This is a genomic window from Bradyrhizobium sp. CCGE-LA001, from assembly GCF_000296215.2.
Taxonomy (GTDB): domain Bacteria; phylum Pseudomonadota; class Alphaproteobacteria; order Rhizobiales; family Xanthobacteraceae; genus Bradyrhizobium.
In genome coordinates this window covers 175478-200539 of the sequence record NZ_CP013949.1, presented here as the reverse complement: position 1 = coordinate 200539, position 25062 = coordinate 175478, and the positions used below count along the sequence as shown (strand labels likewise).

Below are 25062 nucleotides of genomic sequence, written 5' to 3'. Positions count from 1 at the left end.
CTCGTATGGAACGGTTGACTGGCCGGATTGATTTTCCCGGCAACGACCTGAAGACCCAGAGCAAAGACCAGAAAGCGAATTCGACGTGGACATCTACACTATCATCTTCCTGGCGCTGGCGGTCTTTATCTTTCTGCGGCTGCGCAGCGTGCTGGGGCAGCGCACAGGCAACGAGCGGCCGCCGTTCAACCGCGACGCCCTCCAGGGCGCCCAAGACAAGAACGTCGTGACCATGCCGGGCAAGGTGATTGACCAAGCCCCGCTGGCGCCGGCGGCTGAGCCGACCCCGCCCGCCGACCGCTGGAAGGGGCTAACCGAGCCTGGTACCCCGCTCGCGCAGGGTCTCGACGCCATCGTCGAGAAGGATTCCAGCTTCGACCCCCGTCATTTCATCTCGGGTGCTCGCGGCGCCTATGAGATGATCGTGCTTGCCTTCGCCAATGGCGATCGCCGCGCGCTGCGCGACCTGTTGTCGTCGGAGGTCTATGAGAGCTTCGACGCCGCGATCAAGGAGCGCGAGAAGAACGAGCAGAAGACCGAGACGCGTTTCGTCTCGATCGACAAGGCCGAGCTCGTCGGCGCCGAGCTGCGCGACCGCAATGCCCAGCTCACCGTGCGCTTCGTCTCGCAGATGATCTCGGCCACGCGGGATAAGGCCGGCAATATCGTCGACGGCAGCGCCGACACCGTCGCCGACATCACAGACATCTGGACTTTCGCCCGCGACATCTCCTCTCGCGATCCGAACTGGAAGCTGGTTGGCACCGGAAGCGCGAATTAAGACTGTCCTGAAGACCAGCGCGGCGGCGCTTTGCGCAGGTGTCGTCGCGCTGTCGTCGTTTTCGCTCGGAGCCGAGGCGGCGCGCCGCCATCATCGCAGCCACCACCATCATCTCCCGCATTTGCCCGCCGCCCCGGCGCGGGCCTTGCCCTATCCGCAGCTTCCCTTGCCGTTCGAGATTGCCGGCGCGCAATATCTGCCTGTGACCTGGGCGGACGTGAAGGGCTGGAGTGAGGACAATCATCTCGCCGCCTACAAGACCTTCCGCGCGAGCTGCCGGACGATCAACGCGCAGACCGGCATATCCGAGCCGAAGGCTTTGGCAGGGTCGCTGAACGAGCCGTGCCGGCTCGCCAAAGCGCTTGAGCTCAGCGACGATGCCAAGGCCAAAAGCTTCTTCGAGCAGAATTTTGCGCCGCTGCGCATCTCCCGTCTCGGCGAGCCAGACGGTTTCGTCACCGGTTATTACGAGCCGGTTCTGGAGGGATCGCGCACGCAGACCGAAATCTACAACGTTCCGGTCTATCGCCGTCCGTCCAATCTGTTCGTGCGCGGCTACAAGCAGGACGCGCTCAGCTTGCCGAACAAGGGCCCGGTCTATCGCAAGATCGGTCGCCGCAAGCTGGTGCCCTATTACGACCGCGGCGAGATCGAGGACGGCAAGATCGCCGGCCGCGGGCTGGAGATCGCCTGGCTGAAGGACCCGACCGATCTGTTGTTCGCGCAGATCCAGGGCTCGGCGAAGATCAAGTTCGAGGACGGCAGCTCGGTCCGGCTCAACTATGACGCCTATAATGGTTATCCCTACACCGCCGTCGGTCGCATCCTGATCGAGCGCGGCATCATCCCGCGGGAGGAGATGTCGATGCAGAAGATCAGGGAGTGGATGACGCAGAATCCTGATGGTGCCAAGGAGTTGCGCCGCGCCAACCGCGCCTACATCTTCTTCCGCGAGGTCAACCTCTCCGACAAGGAGGAGGCGGTGGGCGCGCAGGGCATTCCGCTGACGGCCGGCCGTTCGATCGCGGTCGACAAATCGCTGCATGTCTACGGCACGCCTTTTTTTATCGAAGGCGAGCTGCCGATCGAATCCGAACGGGCCAAGACGCCGTTTCGCCGGCTGATGATCGCGCAGGACACCGGCTCGGCCATCATCGGCCCTGCCCGCGCCGATCTGTTTTTCGGCGCCGGCGCGGAGGCCGGTCGCGTCTCCGGGCGGCTACGCCATCCCATGCAATTCGTGATGCTGGTGCCGAAGAGCCTCGATCCCGCAATCCGGGCTGCGCGGCTGCCGGTGCCGGATCCGCGGCCGTCGCAGAAGATCGCCAAGTTGTTTCCGCAAACCGAGTCCGTCAAGGATCCGAAGAATGCAGCGGCCGCAGTGACGCCGGCTGAACCGAGCAAGGCTGGTGCGGCCCCGCCTGCCGCAGCCCAAGACAAAGACGCCGCCGTCGCGGTGGCAAGCCCGGTGCCGCTACCCGAGCCACGCCCCAGCATCAAGCCCGACCGCGAACAGCGCAAGCGCGTGAATCGTCGATCCGACCAGCAATGAAGCGATCGTCTCGTCCGCCCGTGCTGGAGCCTCGCCCCTCGCCGCGCCGCCGTGCGCTGAGCGAGGACGAGCGCGAGCTTTGGGAGCTCGTCGCAAAACAGGTCAAGCCGCTGCGGAAGCATCGCGTGGTGAAGGCGCAGGCGCCGCCGCGCAGCGAGCCCGCAACGATCGCTCCGGTCGCGCGACCCGCGCCATCGCCGCGGCCGATGGCTGCCGCACCGGCGCCGCGTGCCACGAAGCCCGCGATGCCGCCATTGGCGCCGCTCGGCAAGCGCGAGCGGACAAAACTGTCGCGCGGGCGCAGCGAGATCGACGCGCGGCTTGATCTGCACGGCATGACCCAGATGCGCGCCCATCGCGCGCTGACCGGCTTCCTGCACCGCGCCCATCACGACGGCCTGACCTTCGTGCTCGTCATCACCGGCAAAGGCCGCAGCGGTGGCGATAGCGGTGTGCTCCGCCGCCAGGTGCCGGAATGGCTCAGCCTGCCGGAATTCCGCGCCTTTGTCGTCGGCTTCGAGGAAGCCGCGATCGGCCATGGCGGCGAGGGCGCGCTGTATGTGCGGATCAGGCGGGCGAGATTTTAGCGTCACGATGCGAGCGGCTTTCTCTTGCCTCTCCCGCTTGCGGGAGAGGCCGACGCGCGCAGCGCGGTGGGTGAGGGTTCTCTCCTCTCAGGGGTTTTCGATCGCAGAGAAAGCCCTCTCCCCAACCCTCTCCCGCAAGCGGGCGAGGGGGCGCACCTTTCTAAAACGGCCGGATGATTCCGACGCGGGGGATCAGTGTGATGATCACGCCGAAGATGTTCGTCGTCCGATCTTCGGTGGGGATCGGCGGCGTTTCCCGTGCGGCGGGCAGCATCTTCACCGCATGCAGGATCAGGAACATGCAGACCGCCCAGTTCGAGATCCAGCGCGAATAGTCGAACACCATCGCGAACATCACGAGATAGGCAAGGCTGATGCCGATCAGAGCTGCGATCACGAGACGTCGGTGCGCTTCATTCGCGAGCGCACCGATCAGGCGCGCAAGATAGCGCCATAGCGGCGTGTGCAGCCAGATCAGCAGGGCGAACACCGGCACGCCGAGGATGTTGTGCGGGAGGCGTCCCCAGGTATCAGCAATCTCCTTCGCCAGCGGCTGGTACCAGATGTAGCTGAATTGCAGCAGGTCGGTTCTCTCAGGATCAACCATCCGGGTCTTCAGATACGCGACGAAATCCGCCTCGGGGATCGGCATCGTCCCCAGGAACTGGGCCGCGAAGAACAGTGCGGAGACGGCGACGAGGGCGACAATGCCGAACGCAACGTTGATGCGGTTGCAGCCGCACGTCAGGTAATGCCTGATCACGACGATGGTGATGATGGTCGGCACATACATCAAGAGATGGATGTGGTGGATCAGCACCAGCATGATCGCGAACAGCGCCGCCGCTGCCACGAACAGCAGCGAGCCCGCCGGCATCAGCAGCAGCACGATCGCCAGCGCGCAGCCATAAATGTCGAAATGGCCGAGCGTGTGCATGAAGTTCTTCAGGAAGAACGGTGAGCCCGCGGTGAACACGAACAGCGGCAGCGTCGCCGCGGTGAAGCCGAACGTCTTCAGAAACAGTTTTGCATAGAGCCTGAGCGTCACGAGCCACGTCGCCCCGCCCAGCGCGAACACCAGCCAGACCGGCACCTTGTTCGTGAACAGGGCGACGATCGCTCCGATCAGCGCACGCTTGATGAAGCCGAAATGGTAGTCGACGACGAGGTGGATATAGGGGACGTAAGGCGGCAGCTGGACCTTGTGGACGAACACGCCGACGAGGACGGCGGCATTGACCGCGAGCAGCAGGCGCCAGGGGTTTTGCCAGATATTAGCGGGCATATGACTCCCGCGATTTCGCGGCTAACTCGGCCGTCGTCCCGGACAAGCGAGCACCGCGAGCGCCGATCCGGGACCCATAACCACAGGAGGTTATGTGAGGCAGAGCTGGAGCTGCTATCTGTTTCAACAAAGACCGCTGGTGGTTATGGGTCCCCGCGTTCGCGGGGACGACAGCGGCATCAATAGCGCGGCCCTGGTGAATTACAAAATGAACCGGCTCAGATCCGCGTTCTTGGCGAGATCGCCGACGTGCTTTTGCACGAACTCGGCATCGACCCGGACGGTCTCGCCGTTGCGATCGGGGGCGGTGAAGGAGATCTCGTCCAGCACCCGCTCCATCACGGTCTGGAGCCGCCGCGCGCCGATGTTCTCGACGGTGGAATTGACGGCGACTGCGACGTCGGCCAGCGCGTCGATGGCGCTGTCCGTGATGTCGAGCGTCACGCCCTCGGTCTGCATCAGCGCGACATATTGCTTGATCAGCGAGGCCTCGGGCTCGGTGAGGATGCGGCGCATGTCATCGCGGGTCAGCGCCTGCAGCTCGACGCGGATCGGCAGGCGGCCCTGCAATTCCGGCAAGAGGTCGGACGGTTTTGCGACGTGGAAGGCGCCGGAGGCGATGAACAGGATGTGGTCGGTCTTGACCGCCCCGTGCTTGGTCGAGACCGACGTGCCCTCGATCAGCGGCAACAGATCGCGCTGCACGCCCTCGCGGGAGACGTCGCCGCCGACGCGGCCGTCACGGGCGCAGATCTTGTCGATTTCGTCCAGGAAGACGATGCCGTTGTTCTCGACCGCGCTGATCGCCTCCAGCGTGAGCTGCTCGGTGTCGAGCAGCTTGTCGGATTCCTCGTTGACGAGGATCTCGTGCGAGCCCTCCACCGTCAGCCGCCGCGTCTTGCTGCGGCCCCCGAGTTTGCCGAAGATGTCACCGATCGAGATCGCGCCCATCTGCGCGCCCGGCATGCCCGGGATCTCGAACATCGGCATGCCGCCGCCGGACGATTGCGTCTCGATCTCGATCTCCTTGTCGTTCAATTCGCCCGCGCGCAGCTTCTTGCGGAAGGATTCCCGCGTCGCTGACGAGGCATTGGCGCCGACCAGAGCATCGAGCACGCGCTCCTCGGCGGCGAGTTGCGCCCGCGCCTGCACATCCTTGCGCTTGCGCTCGCGCACTTGGGCGATCGCGACCTCGACGAGATCACGCACGATCTGCTCGACGTCGCGGCCGACATAGCCGACCTCGGTGAACTTGGTCGCCTCGACCTTCAGGAACGGTGCATTCGCGAGCTTGGCGAGCCGTCTCGCGATCTCGGTCTTGCCGACGCCGGTCGGGCCGATCATCAAAATGTTCTTCGGCAGCACCTCCTCGCGCAACGAGCCGGTGAGCTGCTGCCGCCGCCAGCGGTTGCGCAGCGCGATCGAGACGGCGCGCTTGGCATCGGCCTGGCCGACGATGAAACGGTCGAGTTCGGAGACGATTTCGCGGGGGGAAAAGTCTGTCATGTCTGCTTAGCTAGGGCGGGAGGCGGCCTAGGACAAGCCGCATTTTATCTCAGATGATCGGCGGGCCCGATTGCCATTGCTTCACGGCGTCGATCGGATGGATCAGCATCAGAATATTCAGCGTCAGATTGTCGCGAATGTGAAGCGCCAGCACGATCTCGAAGGCGAGTCCAAGGAGGACCGTCGCGCTGACCGGGAGCGCGCGCGCGGCAAGGAACCCCAGGATCATGGCCAGATTGTCGGAGACCGAATTGACGATGCTGTCGCCGTAATAGTCCAGCGAGATCGTTCCGGCGCGGTAGCGCTCGATGATGAACGGCGAATTTTCGACGATCTCCCAGGCGCCTTCGATCAGCATCGCGACGATCAGCCTTGCGGGCCAGGAGAGATGGAGGAATGGCAGGCGCACGAACAGCAGCCAGGTCAGGCCGTAGAACAGGAAGCCGTGCAACACGTGCGAGAAAGTGTACCAGTCCGCGACGTGCTGGGAGTTCTCCGAGCTGTTCACCACACCGTGCCACAGCTTGATGGTGCCGCAGGTGCAGATCGGCACACGTCCCATCGCAAGCAGGATCGCAGCTTGTAGCGCCAGCAAAATCAGCGCGATGCCGGCCCAGCCGAGCGGCGGAAATGCGGTCTTGACGGTGGGAGTTGCGGCGAGCGTCATGAATCTCGGATCATCAGGAGTGCGGGGCCATCGGGCGTGACGATCTCGTGCTGCGGCACGAATCCGGCTTTCTCATAGGCACGAATGGCGCGCGGATTGGCGGGGCTGGGGTCGATCACGATACGCGGCACGCCGCGGGCAAAGAGCTGGTCGATGAAGGCACGGATGAAAGCCGAGCCGTGGCCGCATCCGAGCATGTCGGCCTCGCCGATGAACTGATCGAGGCCGCGTGTGCCGACCGGCTGCGGGCCGAAGCTGATATGCCAATCGCCGATCTGGTAGCACTGCAGATAGGCGAAGGATCGGCCGTCCAGGCTGACGATGAACTGCGCCAGATCCGGATGGTCGAGGTCGCCGCCGACGAACTCAAGCGTCTCCGGATCATGCCACCATTCGGCGACATGCGGCGCGTCCAGCCAGTGCCGGATCATCGGCATGTCGGCCGCGGTCATCGGGCGGAAGGTGTAGGCGGGCGCCATGGCCTATCCCGTCGCCAGACTCTCGATCGTCAAATTCCGATTGGTGTAGACGCAGATGTCGGCGGCGATGTCGAGGGAGCGGCGGACGATGGTCTCGGCGTCCTTGTCGGTGTCGAGCAGGGCCCGGGCTGCCGCCAGCGCGTAATTGCCGCCGGAGCCGATCGCCATCACGCCGGCTTCGGGCTCGAGTACGTCGCCGGTGCCCGTCAGCACCAGGGAGACGTCCTTGTCGGCGACGATCATCATGGCCTCCAGCCGGCGCAGGTAGCGGTCGGTGCGCCAGTCCTTGGCGAGCTCCACCGCGGCCCGGGTCAGCTGCCCCGGATATTGCTCCAGCTTGGATTCCAGCCGCTCGAACAGCGTGAAGGCGTCGGCGGTGGCGCCGGCGAAGCCGCCGATGACGTCGCCCTTGCCGAGCTTGCGGACCTTCTTGGCATTGGACTTGATCACGGTCTGGCCGATCGAGACCTGGCCGTCGCCGCCGACCACCACCTTGCCGGCCTTGCGGACCGTCAAAATCGTGGTGCCGTGCCAACCCGGTGAGCTGTTCTGGGAATCCTGCATGAACGATCCTCGTTGTCGGCCTGATTTAGGCGGTCCGGGCGGGGCGCACAACGGGCCGCTCCGGGCCTAATTCGCTCACCATAGGCAGAAGTAGAGGCTCGCCCCCCGTTCCCGCAGTAGCGAAGGCGTCATTTGGCTGTTAAGAGACTGGCGCTTCAGGCCAAAACCCAGCGAAAGCCTCCAATGCGCACCGCGACGATCAAGCGCAAGACCAAGGAAACCGACATCGAGGTCTCCGTGAACCTCGATGGATCAGGCGTGGCCAATATCGCGACCGGCATCGGCTTTTTCGACCACATGCTCGATCTCCTCGCCCGCCATTCCCGTATCGACCTCACGGTCAAGGCGGTGGGCGATTTGCACATTGATCATCACCATACCACCGAAGACACCGGCATTGCGCTCGGCCAGGCGATCAAGCAGGCGCTCGGCAACATGGCGGGCATCACCCGCTATGCCGGCGTGCACATGCCCATGGACGAGACGTTGACGCGCGTGGTCATCGACATCTCCGGCCGCCCCTTCCTGGTGTTCAAGGCTGCGTTTCCCCGCGACAAGATCGGCGAGTTCGACACCGAGCTGGTGCGCGAGTGGTTCCAGGCCTTCGCCATCAATGCCGGCGTGACTCTCCACGTCGAGACCCTATATGGCGATAACAGCCATCATATCGCCGAGTCCTGCTTCAAGGGTCTGGCGCGGGCGCTGCGCACCGCCGTCGCGATCGATCCGAAGGCTGCGGGCGAGATCCCGTCCACCAAGGGCTCGCTCGGCGGCTGACATCCCGGTCGGCGGCGCGCGCCGCTTGCGGTATCACTGAATTCTTAGGAACGGGGCATCACCATGCCTGTCTACACAGTTCATGCTCCCTCTCCTGCCGGAGCCGATCTGCGCGCGACCGACAGATTCGTCTTCGTGCGCGACGGCTTTCATTTCTGGGCGATGATCTTCGGCCCGCTCTGGCTGCTGTGGAACCGGCTCTGGCTGGCGCTGCTCGGCTGGCTGGTTGTCGTGATTGCGTTCAATGTCGCCCTGTCCAGCCTTGGGGTCGGACGCAGCTCGATCTTCTACGCCAATGTCATCGTCGCGATCTTGATGGGCCTCGAGGCCTCGAGTTTGCGCCGCTGGACCTTGTCGCGCGGCAAGTGGCGGCAGCTCGACGTCGTGATCGCCGACAAGGAGGACGCGGCCGAGCACCGCTTCTTCGAGCGCTGGAGCCAGAAGCAGCACGGCATCGCTGGCGATCAATGGGCCGTCGATCGCGGTGGCCCGCCGCCGACCCGCAGCGTGCCGGGCCAGCAGTTCTCGAACCCGCCGCCCGTTCCGGCCGGCGGCATCATCGGGTTGTTTCCAGAACCGGGAGGGTCAAGATGAGCGTCGCCATCATCGATTACGGTTCCGGCAATCTGCATTCCGCCGCGAAGGCCTTCGAGCGCGCCGCACGCAGCCTGGAGAGCCCGCAAAAGGTCATTGTCACCAGCGATCCGGACCAGGCTTACGAGGCAGACCGTCTGGTGCTGCCGGGCGTCGGCGCCTTCGCCGATTGCCGGCGCGGCCTTGACGGCGTCAACGGCATGGTCGAGGCGATCACCGAAGCGGTGCGCGTCAAGGCGCGGCCGTTCTTCGGCATCTGCGTCGGCATGCAGCTGATGGCGAGCCGCGGCAAGGAGCACGTCACCACGGACGGCCTGAACTGGATCGGCGGCGATGTCGAGAAGATCACGCCGCGCGACGAGAGCCTGAAGATCCCGCACATGGGCTGGAATACGCTCGAGGTGCTGCGCGAGCACCCGGTGCTGAACAAGCTGCCGCTCGGTCCCAAGGGGCAGCACGCCTATTTCGTGCACTCCTATCACCTCAATCCCGCCAACGAGGCGGACGTGCTCGCGCGCGCCGATTACGGCGGCCCTGTCACCGCGATCGTGGCGAAGGACACCGCCATCGGCACGCAATTCCACCCCGAGAAGAGCCAGCGCTTCGGGCTGGCCCTGATCTCGAACTTTCTGCGATGGAAACCGTGATCCTCTTTCCCGCCATCGACCTCAAGAACGGCCAGTGCGTGCGCCTCGAGCAAGGCGACATGGCGCGCGCAACGGTGTTCAACCTCAATCCCGCCGCGCAGGCGCAGAGCTTTGTCGAGCAGGGTTTCGAGTATCTCCACGTCGTCGACCTCGACGGCGCCTTTGCCGGCAAGCCGGTGAATGCGCAGGCGGTCGAGGCGATGCTGAAGACGATCAGGATTCCGGTGCAGCTCGGCGGCGGCATTCGCGATCTCGCCACGGTGGAAGCCTGGCTCGACCAGGGTATCAGCCGCGTCATCATCGGCACCGCCGCGGTGCGCGATCCCGAACTAGTGAAGAGCGCCGCCAGGAAATTCCCCGGCCGCGTCGCGGTCGGGCTCGATGCGCGCGACGGCAAGGTTGCCGTCGAAGGCTGGGCCGAGACATCGCAGGTGACGGTGCTTGAGATCGCACAGCGGTTCGAGGATGCCGGCGTCGCCGCCATCATCTTCACCGACATCGCGCGCGACGGCCTGCTCAAGGGCCTAAACCTCGACGCGACCATTGCGCTCGCCGACGCCATTTCGATCCCTGTGATCGCCTCCGGCGGCCTGGCCTCGATCGAAGATGTGAAGGCGATGCTGACGCCACGTGCGAAAAAGCTCGCAGGCGCGATCGCCGGCCGCGCGCTCTATGACGGCCGGCTCGATCCCGCCGCCGCCCTCACCCTGATCCGCAACGCGCGCGCCTAGGAGCTGACAAATGTTCAAGGTGCGCGTGATCCCCTGCCTCGACGTCAAGGACGGCCGCGTCGTCAAGGGCGTCAACTTCGTCGATCTGCGCGACGCCGGCGATCCCGTCGAGGCGGCGATCGCCTATGACGCTGCCGGCGCCGACGAGCTGACCTTCCTCGACATCACCGCGACCCACGAGAACCGCGGCATCATGCTGGACGTGGTCCGGCGTACCGCGGAAGCCTGCTTCATGCCCGTCACAGTCGGCGGCGGCGTGCGGGAGGTCAACGACATCAAGACGCTGCTGCGGGCCGGCGCCGACAAGGTCTCGATCAACAGCGCCGCGGTGTCGCGGCGCGAGTTCGTCAAGGAAGCCGCCGAGAAATTCGGCGAGCAGTGCGTGGTGGTGGCGATCGACGCCAAGCGCGTCAAGCGCCCCGGCGGCGACCGCTGGGAGATATTCACCCATGGCGGGCGCAATTCGACCGGCATCGACGCCATCGAATATGCCCAGGAAGTGGTCTCGCTCGGCGCCGGCGAGATCCTGCTCACCTCGATGGACCGCGACGGCACCCGGCAAGGCTTCGACATCCCGCTGACGCGAGCGATCGCCGACAGCGTGCCCGTTCCCGTGATCGCCTCGGGCGGCGTCGGCAATCTCGATCATCTCGTTGACGGTATCCGCGACGGGCACGCCACGGCGGTGCTGGCTGCCTCGATCTTCCATTTCGGGGAATTCACTATCCGCGAAGCCAAGGAGCACATGGCCCGGCGCGGGCTACCTATGCGCCTGGATGCCTGACGACTCCGGTTCATAAAAATGCTACACGAGCTGGTGAGGACTGGCTCATGCAGCCAGGGTGCGTTTTTCGAGTATCTTGTATGCCGCGTTTCACGATCCACGATCTGGCCGAGACCATCGATGCCCGCGCGGCCTCCGGTGGGGAGGCCTCCTATACCCGCAAGCTTCTGGACAAGGGCGCCGAGCATTGCGCCAAGAAGTTCGGCGAGGAAGCAGTCGAAACCGTAATCGCAGCAGTCGAAAACGATCGCGCGCATCTGATCGCTGAGAGTGCCGACCTGCTCTACCATTTCCTTGTGTTGCTCAAGGCCCGCGGCGTAAAGCTGGAGGAGGTCGAGGCCGCGCTGGACAAGCGAACGTCGATGTCAGGGTTGGAAGAAAAGGCGTCGCGCAAGAGCGGCAACTAGCCGAGGTGGAAAGGTTGCGTCATGGATATCCGCGCACCCGAGCAGCAGTATAATCCGTACCGCGTCTATACGCGCGAAGAGTGGTCGCGTCTGCGCGACGACACGCCGATGACGCTGGAGCCGGGCGAGTTCGATCGGCTGCGCTCGCTGCACGATCGCCTGGACTTGCAGGAGGTCGAGGACATCTATCTCCCCTTGTCTCGCCTTTTGTCGATCTATGTCGACGCCATGCAGCGCCTGTATTACGCCGAGCGTCAGTTCCTCAACATTCGCGACCGCAAGGTGCCCTACATCATCGGCGTCGCCGGCTCGGTTGCCGTCGGAAAATCCACCACGGCCCGTGTGCTCCAGGCATTGCTGGCGCGCTGGTCGCCGCGGCCGAAGGTCGAGCTGATCACGACCGACGGATTTCTCTATCCCAATGCAGTGCTCGATCGGCAGGGCATCATGCAGAAGAAGGGTTTTCCGGAAAGCTACGACCTGCCGCTGCTGCTCAGCTTTCTCTCCGACATCAAGTCCGGCCGCCGCAACGTGCGCGCGCCGGTCTATTCGCATCTGACCTACGATATCGTGCCCGGCCAGTGGGCCGAGGTCGACCAGCCCGACATCCTGATCGTCGAAGGCGTCAACGTGCTGCAAACCGGCAAGCTGCCGCGCGACGGCAAGGCGGTGCCCGTCGTCTCCGACTTCTTCGACTTCTCGGTCTATATCGACGCCGACGAGGCGGCGCTGCGGCAATGGTACATCAAGCGATTCCTGGCGCTGCGCGACACCGCGTTCACCAATCCAAAATCCTATTTCAACCGCTACGCGCTGCTCTCCGACGAAGAAGCCACCGCCACCGCGATCGCGATCTGGGAGCGCACCAACCTCGCCAATCTCGAGGACAACATTCTGCCGACCCGCCCCCGCGCGACGCTGATCCTGAAGAAGGGCGCCGATCACACGGTGGAGAGCGTGGCGCTCAGACGGCTCTGATCGCGCCGTGAACGCTGGCTGATTTGACTAAGTATCTTTTGTTGCAGACCGGCAGCTGGTAATCCGCTATTCCTTGGAAAACGGCGGGAAAGGCACCATGGTCGATCGTCTCAGAAGTGCGGCGGAGCAGCTCGAAGCGCCGATCTGCCCGGACTGTCACATCGAGATGAAGTGGTTCCGCTCGGAGCTGCTGGCAGATGAGCCGACCCCCATCATCGCGCACCTCTTCGTGTGTCCGCATTGCAAGCGCGCGTCTCGGGCAGAGACTGTCTTTAAGGGAGTCCAAGTGCCGCCTGACAAGCTCTCGGCGCCGCGCTTTATCGCCTATGCCGCATAGGAGGTCATTTCCGGACCTCCTGTTGCACCTTCGAACCGACGTAGATCTGCCAAGTCGTCAGAAACATCGCGGCGACGAGTGGGCCGATGACGAAGCCGTTCGCACCAAACGCGGCAAGGCCGCCCAGGGTGGCAAGCAGCACGACATAGCTCGGCATCTGGATCGACTGGCCGACCAGGATCGGGCGGAGAAAATTGTCCGCAAGCCCGATCACGAACGTGCCGAAAGCGAGCAGGATGAGTCCCTTCGTGACCGAGCCTGCCACAAGCAGGTAGAGCGCGGCCGGAACCCAAACCAGGGCCGAGCCGAGCACGGGCAGCAGCGAGAGCAGCGCCATAATGGCGCCAGCGAGCAGCGGCGCAGTCAATCCGAGCAGCCAGAAGATCAGCCCACCCAGCGCTCCCTGAATCAGGGCAACGAGAATGATGCCTTTGATCGTCCCGCGAACCGCGAGGGTGAACGCATGGAGAATTTCGGCAGTGTGGCGCGGCCGTAGCGGAAGCGCGTCGCGGATGCGGAGATTGAGTTCGTCGCCGTCTCGCAGCAGAAAAAACAGCAGGTACAACATCACGAACAGGCTCGCGACGAACTCCAACGTCACCTGACCGATATTGAGCGCATGCCCGGCCAGCTGCTGGCCGGCCGGGACGACCAGATTCGACAGGCGTTCTTTCACGTATGAAAGGTCGATGGCGCCCAGGCGATCCAACAAGGAGGTCGACCAGGCGGGTAGCGCGGATTTCAGCTGCTGCAGGGGATGCGCGAAACTGATCTCCCCGCTCTGAACGCGCTGGTACAGCTCCCCGCCCTGATCGATGAGCGAGGCGATGACGATCGCCACGGGAATCAGGACCATGACGATCACGACGACGACCGTGAACAAGGCTGCAAGATTGTGCTTGCCCGGGAGGGCTTCCAGCGTGCGCCGATAGAGCGGTGCGAAGATGATCGCCAGCAATATGGCCCACAGCAATGCGCCGGAGAACGGCCAAAGCACCCAGGCGAACGCAAGCGAGATGACGGCAAGCAGGACGAGGAATGAGCGGTCTTCCGATGTCTTCACGTGTTCGCCAGCCTTTCAGTCGCCGATCCCAGACGTCGATATCACAGGATCGTGGCGCCGCAGCAAGTCAGGCCGGACCATGCGTTCGTGCACCTCTAAGGCCGGCCTTCCCAGGCAGACCGGCCTTAGGGTTATTCGTCAGAACGATGTTGCGCCGATCTGGATCCACAAAGTCCGGACTTTCCTTCGGGCCGGCAGTCCGGCGCGAATGCCCGGTCTCTTACTTGCCCGCCTTCGCGCCCCAGTCGGCGAGCTTGATGCGGCCTGCAAAGGTAGCGGAGCCGGAGCTGCTGGCCTTGTAGACGAAGGCTTCGCCCTCCTGCACGTCGCCGGCCTCCTTGCCGAAGGCGTCGGCGATGTTGGTCTTGTGGGTGACCAGGACGGTGTTGGTGCCTGTCTTCGGCGGCGCATCGACGAGCTGACGCACGGCCTGGCCCGCCTTCGCGTTGGCACCCGTCGGGTTCGCCATTCCCGACGCACTGGCATTGCTGCTGTCCGTCAGCGCATCGACCGGCTTGACGTCTCGTCCCGAGATCAGCTTGCCGGCCTCGACCGCGCGGTTCAGCCGGCTGGTGTAGATATCGCCGATCGGGATCGTGAGATCCTTGAGCGCCGCCCCGATCTGACGCGCCATGTCCCTGCCCTTCTCGCTGAGCTGGCGCTGCGCGCTCATGTCATCGAACTTGAAAGGAAAAACATCCTTTTGGCTGTCGTCAGTCGCGGTGTGACGGAAGATCAGCACGTAACCGCCCTGCTTGAGCGATGTGATGAGTTCCCGCGTATCGGCCGCGGCGTGCCGGGAAATTCCAGCGAAGAGAACAATGAGTGCGAGGCGGCAAAGCACGTTCATGCGCAAAGTCCTTCGTTGCAAAAAAACGCCCCCGAATATGGTGACGTGCAACGGGACCGATTTCAATTGTCGATTGGCCGCACGGCGGGGTTCCCTTGGGACTCTTGATCAGACGGCCATGTGTCGGGACGCGGCGAGGCCGGCCAGTGCCTCGTCCAGTTTCTCCCGATCGAGCGGCTTGATCAGGAAGCCGTTCATTCCCGCCTCGAAGCAGGCGTAACGATCCTCGACCAGCGTGTTGGCAGTGAGCGCCAGGATCGGCGTGCGCTGGCGACCCGTAGCCGCCTCATGGGCGCGGATGCGCTTTGTCGTCTCGATGCCGTCGAGCTGCGGCATCTGGATGTCCATCAGCACGAGATCATAGGGCGCACCGGCCGATGACGCGGCGAGCCAGGATTCCAGCGCGGCCTCGCCGTGGATTGCGATGACGACGCGATGGCCGAGCTTCGTCAGCAGCGAGCGCATCAGAAGCGCATTGATCTCATTGTCTTCGGCGACGAGGATCGACAGGCCCTTTGCGGGCGCAGCATTCACCGTGGATCCGGCCGACGGCTCCGGCGCCAGATCGGGCGAGGCGACCTCCGGCGTCATCGACAGGCGTGCGGCGAGCGAGGCCGCGCGCAGCGGTTTCATCAGGAAGCCGGTGAAGGCCGGCGAAAACGTCTCGTGGCGCGAGCTCGACGTCAGCAGCACCAGGCGCTGGATCGCATGCGTCCGCGCCGCTTCGCTGAGACGGTCGGCGATGGCGGGACCGATCGCCCGATCGACCAGCACCGCGTGCCATGCGCGTTCCGGCAGCAGGGCTTCCGCGACCGCGGCATCCGCAACCATGCAGGTCTGGGCGCCCCAGCGCTCCAGGCGCCGGGCGATCAGCGAGGCTTCGATGCGGTCGGCAACGAGGAGGATCGGCTTGCCCAAGATATCGGGGCTTGGAAATGCCGCCTGCCCGCTCCCTGTTTGTGAAGGGGCAAGCGGCACCGCGACCTCGAAGGTCGAGCCTTTGCCCGGCTCGCTCTCCAGCGTGATCCGTCCGCCCATGCGCTTGACGATGCGCTCGCTGATGGACAGGCCGAGCCCGGTGCCGCCATAAGTGCGTGCGACGCGCTCGTCCGCCTGCTCGAATTCGTGGAAGATGCGCGACTGCGCTTCTGGCGCGATGCCGATGCCGGTGTCGCGGACCAGGACGCTGATCTCGTTCGGCCAGATCCCGGGCTCGACGATCAGCGCGACGCCACCGTGAGCCGTGAACTTGATGGCGTTGCCGGCGAGATTGAGCAGCACCTGGCGGAGCCGCGCGGCATCGCCCACCACTTCGAGCGGCAGGCGCTCGTCGATATAGGAGGCGATCTCGAGGTTCTTGGCCTGCGCGCGCGGCGCCAGGAGCTCGGTGATTTCCTCGATCAGCGTGGACAAAGCGAAGGGACGCAGCTCGAGATCGAGCTTGCCGGCTTCGATCTTGGAATAGTCGAGCAGCTCCTCGATCAGCGCCATCAGCGCCTCGCCCGAGGTTTTCACCGCCTTGGCGTAGGTCGCCTGCTCCGGCGTCAGCGTGGTGTCGAGCAACAGGCCGCCCATGCCGAGAATGCCGTTGAGGGGCGTGCGGATTTCGTGCGAGGCCATGGCGAGGAAGCGCGACTTGGCGCGGTTGGCGGCATCGGCCTGGTCGCGCGCGTCGGCCAGCGCGCGTTCGGTCTCGGTGCGGTCCGTGACGTCGCGCCCGACGCTCTGGAGTTCGGCGGGCTGTCCGGCGTCGCGCCGGACATAGCCCTCGCGCCAGGCGATCCAACGCGCGCCGAGCTTGGTTGCGATCCTCTGGTCGTGAATGCGTGTGCCGTTGCTTTCGCGCGCGCTGTCGCCCTGTTCCAGCACGTCGAAATCGAAGCGCGTGCCGATCAGCGAGCTGCGCGTCTCTCCGGCCAGCGCGCAATAGGCGTCGTTGGCAAAGGTGATGCGGCCCTCGGCGTCGCGCAGCACGATCAGATCGCCCTGCTGCTCGAACAGGCTGCGGGCGCGCTCTTCGGCTTCCTTGAGCTCCCAATTGCGGTCTATCAGCGCCTCGTTATGGGCGGCCAGCGTCCGCAGCCGCTTGTTGACGAAGCGCAGCCGCATGCTCAGTGTGGCAAGGCCGAGACAGGCGAGCGCGAAGAGGAAGCTCGCGCCGATCGCAAACGCATTCGGATCGTAACCGGAATTCTCGGAACGGCTGCCGGAGACAAAACCATAGGCGGCGCCGAACGTCGCCATGAAGATCATGAAGGAGCGGAGCGCGAAGGCGATACGCGGATGCTGTCGCCTGAAGCGGCGCATGCGCACCTTGATCCGGAACGTCCGACCCATCACCACCGACCCCGACTCTTGTCCGAAACCCGCGCTCGCCCTCTGCGACGATGTCGTCCCGACCTTGCGAACAGCTTGAGGCTCTGGCGCCGCCTCCAAACAGGGTTGACGAGATGTTAAAGCTTCAGAGCGACGCGGCTTGGAAGTGACCGGGGCCGCCGCGGGCGCCGACGATGAGCGCCGCTGCCTCGCGCTGCGAGAACGTCTTCGAGCGGACATAGATGCGGTAATCGGCCGGCCCGTCGGTGGAGAGATAGATCACCTGGCCGCCGTCGACGGGCTGCGCGGCGATCGAGATCAGGCGTCTCGACGGACCGGCCTGGCAGCTGTCCGCTTCCGAGCCGGGGCCGTCGTCCACGACAACGAAGTCCGCAGCGTCCGCATTGTCGGTGACCTGAACCCGCACCGTGGCCTGCGCGGGATTCTCGGTGAAGGCGACATGCGTGCCGGCGGTCCAGAACAGGGAGGTGAGCTCGACCGAGGTGTCGCCGAAGGCGATGCAGGGATGCGAGACCGATCCGATCTCGGCGCGGGCGAACACGGCTGCCGCCAACAGGGGAACAACGGAGGCCAGGATCTTGAAACGCAACATGACACTCTACTCGCCGGGCCCGGTACGGGAACTGATGGGCCTTATGGTTTGCAGAGCGTAAAGGAAACTCGTTACCGCCGGGTTGATGCGCGCAAATGTTCACGCCAGCTGCCGCACATCCTCCGCGAGTGCGCGGTAGGACAAAGCCTCGGCGAGATGCAGCCGGCCGATCTTGTCGGATTTGTCGAGATCGGCCAGCGTGCGCGCGACCCTCAGCACGCGGTGATAGCCGCGGGCCGACAGCCGCATGGTCTCGGCGGCATCGCGCAACAGTTTGGCGCCCTGCGCATCGGGCTTGGCGATTTCTTCCAGCACCGAGGCCGGCGCCTCGGCATTGGTGCGGACCTTGGGCAGGCCGGCATCGGCATAGCGCGCCAGCTGGATGTCGCGCGCCGCCGCCACGCGCGCGGCGACCTCGGCCGAGCCTTCCGCCGGCGGCGGCAGGATCAGATCGGCCGCGGTCACCGCCGGCACCTCGATGCGCAGGTCGATGCGGTCCATCAGGGGACCTGAGATGCGCGCCTGATAGTCGCCGGTGCAGCGGTCGATGCGGCCGCGCTTGCAGGCATAGCCGGGCTCGAAGGCGTTGCCGCAGCGGCAGGGATTCATCGCAGCGACCAGCATGAAGCGGGCAGGGTAGGTGACGCGGTGATTGGCGCGCGACACTGCGACCTCGCCGTTCTCCAAGGGCTGGCGCAGCGAATCCAACACGCGCGGATCGAACTCCGGCAATTCGTCGAGGAACAGCACGCCCTGGTGCGCCAGCGAGATCTCGCCGGGCTTGGCGCGCATGCCGCCGCCGGTGAGCGCGGCCATGCTGGCGGAATGATGCGGCGAGCGGAACGGCCGCCGCGCCGTCAGCGCGCCGCCTTCGATCTCGCCGGCCACCGACGCGATCATGGAGACTTCGAGCAGTTCTGCGGGCGACAGCGGCGGCAGGATCGAGGGCAGGCGCGCGGCCAGCATCGATTTGCCGGCGCCGGGCGCGCCGACCATCAGCAGGTGATGCCCGCCGGCCGCCGCGATCTCCAGCGCCCGCTTGGCGCTCTCCTGGCCCTTGATGTCGCGCAGGTCGAGGGAGGAGGCGGCGGCCTCATGCACCTTCGGCGAGGGCCGCGACAGCACCTGCGTACCCTTGAAATGGTTGGCGATCTGGATCAGCGAGCTCGCTGCGATGATCTGGATGTCCGGGCTCGCCCAGGCCGCTTCCGAACCGCAGGCAGCAGGGCAGATCAGGCCCTCCTCGCGCGCATTGGCGCCGATCGCGGCGGGCAGGACACCTGCGACCGGCGCGATCGAGCCATCGAGGCCGAGCTCGCCGAGCACGGTGAAACCGGTCAGCGCATCCGGCGGGATCGCGCCGATCGCCGCCATCAGCCCGAGCGCGATCGGAAGGTCGTAATGGCTGCCTTCCTTGGGCAGGTCGGCCGGCGCCAGATTGACGATGATCCGCCGCGCCGGCAGCGCCAGTCCTGATGCGATCAGGGCCGAGCGGACCCGCTCGCGCGCCTCTGACACCGCCTTGTCCGGCAAGCCGACGATGGCGAAGGCCGGCAGGCCAGGAGCGACCTGCACCTGCACGTCGACCGCGCGGGCCTCGATCCCCTCGAAGGCGACGGTAGAAACCCGCTGAACCATGCTCGAACCAGCCTGCCCTTTGCTCAATCGAGGGTAGCAGGGCGCGCGGCGCTTCGCAAGAACAATACGGGAACGTCCCCGAGGGCCAAGCCAACCCTTAACCAGTCGTAAACGCGACGCGGACACTACGCCTCGAATGCGAGCTTCCGCCCTCAGCACATTCCAACGAATGTCCGCTACTCCTAGGCCTGCGGGATGGGCCGTGGTCTAACGGGTGAAGAGTTCAAATGCTTGCAAATCGCCGGAGAAGCGAACGCCGGGTGTGCAGCCGGCTTGCCAAGATTCATTTGGGAGCGGGCTCGCTGCCGCGCGATTGCACCATCACGGATATTTCGGACGGCGGCGTGAAAGTGGTGGCGGAATTTTTGGAAGTGCCGCCGCAATTCACCATCATCTTCGCACCCGATTATTCCCGCCAATGCCGTCTGCGCTGGCGCATCGGCTGCGAGTTCGGCGCCGAGTTCGTCGATTGAGGCCGGCTCGGCCCGCCTCCTTAACCGGGCTTTAGCGTTAATCGGTCAGCATCTCTGATCAGTCGCCCGAGTGATCAGAGTATGTTCAAGCGTTCGTCTCCCGCCTTTGCTCCGGCGAAGTTCCTGCTTTCTGCATTCGTGGTCCTCACCCTTGGCGGCTGCCAGACCAATGGCGTCGAGGACGTGACCGGATCGCTCGGCGCCAGAGCCGAAGCGAAGGCCGAGGCCAAGCCGGACGCTAGGCCGGACCTGGACGCCCTGCGCGAGCGCTACCGCGCCAAGCCCGGCGATCCCGCAATTGCGCTCGCCTATGGCAAGGCGCTGCGCGACACCGGTCAGCGCGCGCAGGCGGTCGCGGTGCTGGAGCAGGCCGTGCTCAACTCTCCCCAAAACAAGGCGCTGCTCGCCGGCTATGGCCGCGCGCTCGCCGACAACGGCAATTTCCAGCAGGCCTTCGACGTTCTCGGCCGCGCACATTCGCCTGAGGATCCGGACTGGCGCATCCTGTCGGCGCAGGGCGCCGCGCTTGATCAACTCGGCCGCAACGAGGAGGCGCAGCAATATTATGCGAGCGCTCTGAAGATCGTGCCCGACGAGCCGCAGGTTCTGTCCAATCTCGGCCTGTCCTACATGCTCCAGAACAATCTGCCGCGGGCCGAACAGGTGCTCGGCCGCGCCCATCAGCGCAATCAGAACGATGTGCGGATCCGTGCCAATCTCGCACTCGTGCTGGGATTGCAGGGCCGTCAGGCCGAGGCCGAAATCCTCGTCAAAGCGGATTTGCCGCCGGACCAGGCCGCGGCCAAGGTCACGGCGCTGCGCGAGCTGCTGGCCAAGAAGCAGCAGCGGGCGGAGAGGTAGTCCGCCTCTTCTGGTGTGCGCCTACGACGCTTTGCGATGCGGGGCGGAGCTGCGGCCCGACTTGCCCTTCAGCTTCTTCAGCAGCGGTCCGAGCAGCGAGCGCTTCGGCGGCTTCACCTCGCCGCGACCGGCGAGGCGGTTCGCCATGGTCTGGAATAGCGCGGTGGTGCGGTGGTTCTTGGCGACCTCCGCGATCATCTGGCCGTTGTTGGCGGCGGTCGAGAACAGCTTCGAATCGAACGGGATCACTGCGAGCGGCTGGCTCTCCATCGTCTTGGCGAAGGCCTTGACCTCGATCTCGGCGCGCTTGTGCATGCCGACCTGGTTGAGGCAGTACAGCGGCGGCCGGTCGTTCGGCCGCGCCGCCTTCAGCACGCTCAGCATGTTCTTGGTGTTGCGTAAGTTGGCGAGGTCGGGCTCGGCCACGATCACGATGTCATCGGCATTGACCAGCGCGCGCCGCGTCCATGCCGACCATTGGTGGGGAACGTCGAGCACGATGCAGGGCGTGGTCATGCGTAGCGTGTCGAACACGGCGTCAAAGGCTTCGGCCCCGAAATCATAGACGCGGTCGAGCGTCGCGGGCGCCGCCAACAGGCTGAGCCGATCGGTGCATTTGGCGAGCAGGCGCTCCAGCAGCGCGGTGTCCGGCCGGTCCTGCGACAGCACCGCGTTGGCGATGCCCTGCACCGGGTCCTGATTGTAGTCGAGGCTCGCGGTGCCGAAGGCGAGGTCGAGATCGATCACCACCGAATCGAGCGCGAGGTCGCGGGCGATGGTCCAGGCGACGTTGTGTGCGACCGTGGACGCGCCGACGCCGCCCTTGGCGCCGACCACAGCGATGACGCGGCCGGTGATGATGGCTTCGGATGCCGAGAACAGGCTGCAGATCGAGCGGACCACATCGAGGGTTTCGACCGGCCCGACCACGTAGTCGTTGACGCCGCGGCGGACCAGCTCGCGATAGGGCGCAGTGTCGTTCGGATTGCCTATCACGACGACGCGGGTGCCGGGATCGCACACGCCGGCGAGGTCGTCGAGCCCTTCCAGGATGTCGCGCGTGCCGTCGGATTCGATCACGATCACGTTCGGCGTCGGCATGGTTTCATAGACTTCGATCGCCGCGGCAAGGCCACCGTCCTTGGCGGTGAGATGCGCCTTGGCGAGACGCCGATCCTGTCCCGCCGCGGTCACCGCGGCGAGCGTCTGCTCGGTCTCGCAGAACGCCTGCACCGAGATCCGGGGAACCGGCGCGATGTGTTCGTCCGGGTGGCGCGGATCGTCCGCGTCTTCGTCGTGGATGCCTGTCATTTGCCGGTATCGCTGAGTTTGGCCTTGTCGGCCTCGGGATAGGTGGTGGTCGTCGTCGAGCCCTTGCGATAGCGTTCGAAGGCGATGTCGCGCCGCGCGGTGTAGGCGGGCGTCTCGGCGCGCGGCTGCTCGAGGTCGGCGGGGTTGTCGATCATCGCCGCGAGATTGCGCTGACTGGCGCAGCCGAGATTGAAGTACGGCTGGTTCTCGTTGTAGCCGGGATCGAGGATGTTCGGACCGACGTCTTCCGGCCACAGCCCGCAGGGGCCGGCCGTCGCGGTGATCTTGGAATAGCTCAACCGGATCGTCGGCAGCAGGCCGGGGTCTTCAGGGCGATAGGGATGCTGGACGATGGCACGCGACGGCACGCCGCCGGACGCGAGCACCGCACGGATTTCCCGATAGGTTGCTGCGGCAGCGCGCGAATTCGCGGTGTCGACGGGGACATCGACGACGACGGAGCCGGTGCCTTCACGCATCCAGTCCCGGGCGATGCCGGCGACATCCGCGTGCTGCGCAGCCGAAAGGCCGCCGCGCGCCTTGCCGACGAAGATCACGATCGATTTCCTGCCTTCCTGCACCGCGATCGGATGGCGCTGGCGATAATCGGTCGGCACCGTCTGAGTGACGATCTCGCCGGCGGTGTTGCACGCGCCCAGCATGACGGAGAGCGCCGTCAGCGCCAGCGCGATGCTCAAATTGCGACGTCGATCGGTCATCGTTTTCGTCATCGCTTCTTCTCCTCGCCCCGAATTCCCGTCCCGCTTCCCAAACCCGTCCGTTCGTCTTCAATCGATGATGAAGCCGAAATCGCCGGGCGCGCCGTTGATCGGATCGACCCGCCGCGTGACGCCGTAGAGGCGGTTCATGCGGCCGAGCAGTGCGGTCTGCGCATCGGAGGCGGGCGCGAAGCCGTCGTCGGGGCGCGACAATTCCTTCTGGGCGACCGCGCGCACCACATAGGGCGTCACGATCACCATCAGCTCGGTCTCGTTGTTGACGAAGTCCTGGCTGCGGAACAGCGCGCCGATGATCGGGATCTGGTCGACGCCGGGCAGGCCGTTGATCGCCTGCTTGGTCTTCTGCTGGATCAAGCCGGCCATCGCCATCGAGCCGCCGGAGGGAATTTCCAGGGTGGTTTCGGCGCGGCGGGTCTGGATCGACGGGATGGTGACCGAGTTGCTCGAGGTCGAGGAAAGCGCCTGGGTCAGCGTGATCGCGTTGGTATTCGACAACTCCGAGACCTCGGTCATCACGCGCAGGCTGATGCGGCCTTCGCTGAGCACGACCGGAGTGAAGTTCAAGGAGATGCCGAACTTTTTGTAGGTGATCTGGGTGGTACAGACGTGGGTGACGGGATCGCAGGAATAGCCTGCGGGAATCGGGAATTCGCCGCCGGCGATGAAGGTGGCGGATTCGCCCGAGATCGCGGTCAGGCTCGGCTCGGCGAGCGTGCGCATGACGCCGGCGCTTTCCATGGCGCGCATCGTGGCGCTGACGGTGGCGACGCCCTTGGCGAGGCCGGCGACGCCGAGCCCGTTGCTGCCGACGATCGGTCCACCCGAGACCGAGAACGGATTGGAATTATTGAAGTTGACCACCGCGGTGCCGGCGTTCAGGCTGGCGCTGAGGTCGACGCCGAGCTGCTTGACGATGTCGCGGCGCACCTCGCCGACAACGACCTTGAGCATCACCTGGTCGCGGCCGCGCACGACGATGTTGTTGACGACCTTGTCCGCGCCGCCGACGAGCTTGGCGGCGACCTCGCCGGCCTGCTGCGCCTCGACCGGGCTCGACACCGAGCCGGTCAGCATTACGCTGTCGCCGACGCCTTCGATCTGCACGCCGGGCAGCGACTGCCGCAGCGCGGTGCGCATGCCATTGAGGTCGCGTTTCACCGCGATGTCGTAGGCGGCGACCTGCTGGCCGTCGGCGGAGAAGAACACCACGTTGGTCTGGCCGACCTGGCCGCCGATGATATAGGCCCGCTGGGACGAGCGGATCACCGCGTTGGCGATCTTGGGATCGGCCACCAGCACGTCCTTGACCTCGCGCGGCAGGTCGATGACGACGGACTTGCCGATGCCGAGCGCCAGAAAGCGTGTTCGCGCCGACGCGATCGACGAAACCGGCGACAGGCCCAGATCGGGCGCCTGCATCGGCGCCTGGTCGCCGACCGGCATCTCCCCGGCGCTGACCGGGTCTGGGGCTGCAAGCAGCCCCAGCATCAGCATCGTCCCCTTCCAGACCGAGCGCGCGCGCTTCCCCCGAATGCGCAGGCCCGTCCGATCACCCCCAAACTTCATGCTATCCCCATCATCACTTCTGTGACGTCAGTTGCCGCGCCTGCACCCCGTAGCGGATCACGTTGACGCCGTCGGAACGCTTGGCCGCCTGGTCCTCGATCGGATCGTCGACGGCCTTGGCATCGACGATGCTCCGCAGCGCGAGCTGGAGCGTGCCGCCCTGGCGTGCGGCCGACAGCGTGGCGACCTGTTCGGGCTTGAGCTCGAGCGTGACGGTCTTGCCGACGACGGCGGTCTGGCCGTCCTTTTCCTTGGGCGCCTGGTCGATCGCGAGCACGCGGATGTTGGTCAGGATGACCTCGGACAAGATGAGATCGTTGCCGGTCGTGCCGTTGGGGTCGGGATTCTTCAGGCGGCGGGTCAGCACGATGTCGACGCGGTCGTTCGGCAGGATGAACCCGCCGGCGCCGGTCTCGGCTGAAATTTCGGTGGAGACGGCCCGCATGCCGGAGGGCAGGATGGCGGCCATGAAGCCGGAGCCTTCGGCCCTGACCAGCTTCTGTTCGCGGATCGGTTCGCCCTGCATCAACGGCACGCGTGCGATCGAGCCGGCGATCTGGATCTGCGCGTCGGGCCTGCCGTCGCGGCGGATGAAGGCGCTGCTCGCGGTCGCCGCCGGCCAGACCTGCCATTGCAGATCCTCGGGCTTCACGGCCTGGCCGAGCCCGATGTCGTTCTTCGCGACCAGGACCTCGACCGTCGGCAGCTTCTCGGCGACGGGCAGAACGGGCGCGGGTTCATTCTGATAGCCGCTCGCCAGATACGCAGCGACGCCGCCGGCGCCGAGCGCGATGACGAGAACGACAATGCGTGCGGTATTCATACGCTTCTACTCTTACGCGGGGCACTCGGACCGCACCTGGCGGGTTCCCCATGTCGATGAGTAGGGAGTAAAAGTATAAGGGGTGTTGCGAGGCCGAATGTGATGGCCGGTCACAGCGCTGGTTTTCCGCGA

Annotated in this window: 27 protein-coding genes; 13 read left to right on the top strand and 14 right to left on the bottom strand. The window is 65.2% G+C overall.

The window, feature by feature from the left end:
- Positions 1–85: 85 nt before the first annotated feature.
- The 3 genes from BCCGELA001_RS00940 to BCCGELA001_RS00930 are packed head-to-tail and all read left to right on the top strand — an operon-like array spanning position 86 to position 2920.
- On the top strand, positions 86–781 hold the full coding sequence (locus BCCGELA001_RS00940; RefSeq protein WP_008539665.1) for a Tim44/TimA family putative adaptor protein: 696 nt from the start codon (positions 86–88) through the stop codon (positions 779–781).
- Positions 759–2333 (top strand): murein transglycosylase A, encoded by a 1575-nt coding sequence (gene mltA / locus BCCGELA001_RS00935; protein WP_060734403.1) that lies wholly within the window; start codon positions 759–761, stop codon positions 2331–2333. The genes BCCGELA001_RS00940 and mltA overlap by 23 nt, the downstream gene beginning before the upstream one ends.
- Complete coding sequence (locus BCCGELA001_RS00930; protein ID WP_060734402.1) at positions 2330–2920, top strand: Smr/MutS family protein; 591 nt, start codon at positions 2330–2332, stop codon at positions 2918–2920. The genes mltA and BCCGELA001_RS00930 overlap by 4 nt, the downstream gene beginning before the upstream one ends.
- 160 nt (positions 2921–3080) lie before the next feature.
- Here BCCGELA001_RS00930 and BCCGELA001_RS00925 read toward each other — a convergent pair whose 3' ends face one another.
- The 5 genes from BCCGELA001_RS00925 to hslV form a co-directional block, all read right to left on the bottom strand.
- Positions 3081–4205: a hypothetical protein gene (locus BCCGELA001_RS00925; protein WP_008539674.1), complete on the bottom strand. Its 1125-nt coding sequence runs from the start codon at positions 4203–4205 to the stop codon at positions 3081–3083.
- Positions 4206–4406: 201 nt separating this feature from the next.
- On the bottom strand, positions 4407–5711 hold the full coding sequence (gene hslU / locus BCCGELA001_RS00920; protein WP_060734401.1) for an ATP-dependent protease ATPase subunit HslU: 1305 nt from the start codon (positions 5709–5711) through the stop codon (positions 4407–4409).
- Positions 5712–5760: 49 nt separating this feature from the next.
- Entirely contained in the window at positions 5761–6378 is a 618-nt protein-coding gene (locus BCCGELA001_RS00915) for a DUF2585 domain-containing protein (RefSeq protein ID WP_008539682.1), read from the bottom strand.
- Positions 6375–6857, bottom strand: a complete 483-nt coding sequence (locus BCCGELA001_RS00910) for a GNAT family N-acetyltransferase (RefSeq protein WP_008539684.1) — start codon at positions 6855–6857, stop codon at positions 6375–6377. Before BCCGELA001_RS00910 ends, BCCGELA001_RS00915 begins: the two co-directional genes overlap by 4 nt.
- Positions 6858–6860: 3 nt before the next feature.
- Positions 6861–7421 carry an ATP-dependent protease subunit HslV gene (gene hslV, locus BCCGELA001_RS00905; protein ID WP_008539686.1) on the bottom strand — a complete coding sequence of 187 codons (561 nt, stop codon included), beginning with the start codon at positions 7419–7421 and terminating at the stop codon, positions 6861–6863.
- Positions 7422–7604: 183 nt separating this feature from the next.
- Between hslV and hisB the strand changes: the two genes are divergently transcribed.
- The 8 genes from hisB to BCCGELA001_RS00865 all read left to right on the top strand — a co-directional run bounded on the left by hisB (position 7605) and on the right by BCCGELA001_RS00865 (position 12676).
- A complete protein-coding gene (hisB, locus tag BCCGELA001_RS00900; RefSeq protein ID WP_008539687.1) occupies positions 7605–8198 on the top strand; it encodes an imidazoleglycerol-phosphate dehydratase HisB in 594 nt (197 codons plus the stop codon).
- Between the two features lie 63 nt (positions 8199–8261).
- A complete protein-coding gene (locus BCCGELA001_RS00895; protein WP_008539689.1) occupies positions 8262–8792 on the top strand; it encodes a DUF2628 domain-containing protein in 531 nt (176 codons plus the stop codon).
- A complete protein-coding gene (hisH, locus tag BCCGELA001_RS00890) occupies positions 8789–9439 on the top strand; it encodes an imidazole glycerol phosphate synthase subunit HisH (protein WP_008539692.1) in 651 nt (216 codons plus the stop codon). The genes BCCGELA001_RS00895 and hisH overlap by 4 nt, the downstream gene beginning before the upstream one ends.
- Entirely contained in the window at positions 9427–10170 is a 744-nt protein-coding gene (hisA, locus tag BCCGELA001_RS00885) for a 1-(5-phosphoribosyl)-5-[(5-phosphoribosylamino)methylideneamino]imidazole-4-carboxamide isomerase (protein WP_060734400.1), read from the top strand. Before hisH ends, hisA begins: the two co-directional genes overlap by 13 nt.
- 10 nt (positions 10171–10180) lie before the next feature.
- Entirely contained in the window at positions 10181–10954 is a 774-nt protein-coding gene (gene hisF / locus BCCGELA001_RS00880) for an imidazole glycerol phosphate synthase subunit HisF (RefSeq protein ID WP_018646048.1), read from the top strand.
- Between the two features lie 80 nt (positions 10955–11034).
- Positions 11035–11361, top strand: coding sequence for a phosphoribosyl-ATP diphosphatase (locus tag BCCGELA001_RS00875; RefSeq protein ID WP_008539706.1), 327 nt, complete (start codon positions 11035–11037; stop codon positions 11359–11361).
- A 21-nt stretch (positions 11362–11382) separates the two neighbouring features.
- Entirely contained in the window at positions 11383–12339 is a 957-nt protein-coding gene (coaA, locus tag BCCGELA001_RS00870; RefSeq protein WP_008539708.1) for a type I pantothenate kinase, read from the top strand.
- Between the two features lie 97 nt (positions 12340–12436).
- Positions 12437–12676 carry a hypothetical protein gene (locus BCCGELA001_RS00865; RefSeq protein WP_060734399.1) on the top strand — a complete coding sequence of 80 codons (240 nt, stop codon included), beginning with the start codon at positions 12437–12439 and terminating at the stop codon, positions 12674–12676.
- 4 nt (positions 12677–12680) lie between these two features.
- On the opposite strand, the gene BCCGELA001_RS00860 is transcribed toward BCCGELA001_RS00865, so the two are convergent.
- The 5 genes from BCCGELA001_RS00860 to BCCGELA001_RS00840 all read right to left on the bottom strand — a co-directional run bounded on the left by BCCGELA001_RS00860 (position 12681) and on the right by BCCGELA001_RS00840 (position 19156).
- A complete protein-coding gene (locus BCCGELA001_RS00860) occupies positions 12681–13739 on the bottom strand; it encodes an AI-2E family transporter (RefSeq protein WP_060734398.1) in 1059 nt (352 codons plus the stop codon).
- A 220-nt stretch (positions 13740–13959) separates the two neighbouring features.
- A complete protein-coding gene (locus BCCGELA001_RS00855; RefSeq protein ID WP_060734397.1) occupies positions 13960–14589 on the bottom strand; it encodes a histidine phosphatase family protein in 630 nt (209 codons plus the stop codon).
- A gap of 108 nt (positions 14590–14697) precedes the next feature.
- Positions 14698–16926 carry a PAS domain-containing hybrid sensor histidine kinase/response regulator gene (locus BCCGELA001_RS00850; protein ID WP_060734396.1) on the bottom strand — a complete coding sequence of 743 codons (2229 nt, stop codon included), beginning with the start codon at positions 16924–16926 and terminating at the stop codon, positions 14698–14700.
- A gap of 124 nt (positions 16927–17050) precedes the next feature.
- Positions 17051–17518: a hypothetical protein gene (locus tag BCCGELA001_RS00845; protein WP_008539739.1), complete on the bottom strand. Its 468-nt coding sequence runs from the start codon at positions 17516–17518 to the stop codon at positions 17051–17053.
- 99 nt (positions 17519–17617) lie between these two features.
- Positions 17618–19156 carry a YifB family Mg chelatase-like AAA ATPase gene (locus BCCGELA001_RS00840; RefSeq protein ID WP_008539746.1) on the bottom strand — a complete coding sequence of 513 codons (1539 nt, stop codon included), beginning with the start codon at positions 19154–19156 and terminating at the stop codon, positions 17618–17620.
- 227 nt (positions 19157–19383) lie between these two features.
- Between BCCGELA001_RS00840 and BCCGELA001_RS00835 the strand changes: the two genes are divergently transcribed.
- Entirely contained in the window at positions 19384–19629 is a 246-nt protein-coding gene (locus BCCGELA001_RS00835; protein WP_060734395.1) for a PilZ domain-containing protein, read from the top strand.
- Between the two features lie 81 nt (positions 19630–19710).
- A complete protein-coding gene (locus BCCGELA001_RS00830; protein ID WP_060734394.1) occupies positions 19711–20490 on the top strand; it encodes a tetratricopeptide repeat protein in 780 nt (259 codons plus the stop codon).
- Between the two features lie 21 nt (positions 20491–20511).
- On the opposite strand, the gene BCCGELA001_RS00825 is transcribed toward BCCGELA001_RS00830, so the two are convergent.
- From BCCGELA001_RS00825 to cpaB, 4 genes are read right to left on the bottom strand one after another with little or no spacing between them, the layout of a single operon-like run.
- Positions 20512–21801, bottom strand: a complete 1290-nt coding sequence (locus tag BCCGELA001_RS00825) for an AAA family ATPase (protein ID WP_008539764.1) — start codon at positions 21799–21801, stop codon at positions 20512–20514.
- Positions 21798–22532 carry a CpaD family pilus assembly protein gene (locus BCCGELA001_RS00820; protein ID WP_008539766.1) on the bottom strand — a complete coding sequence of 245 codons (735 nt, stop codon included), beginning with the start codon at positions 22530–22532 and terminating at the stop codon, positions 21798–21800. The genes BCCGELA001_RS00825 and BCCGELA001_RS00820 overlap by 4 nt, the downstream gene beginning before the upstream one ends.
- A gap of 57 nt (positions 22533–22589) precedes the next feature.
- Positions 22590–24107, bottom strand: a complete 1518-nt coding sequence (locus BCCGELA001_RS00815; RefSeq protein ID WP_008539768.1) for a type II and III secretion system protein family protein — start codon at positions 24105–24107, stop codon at positions 22590–22592.
- A 13-nt stretch (positions 24108–24120) separates the two neighbouring features.
- Positions 24121–24930, bottom strand: a complete 810-nt coding sequence (cpaB, locus tag BCCGELA001_RS00810; protein WP_008539770.1) for a Flp pilus assembly protein CpaB — start codon at positions 24928–24930, stop codon at positions 24121–24123.
- Positions 24931–25062: the final 132 nt, after the last annotated feature.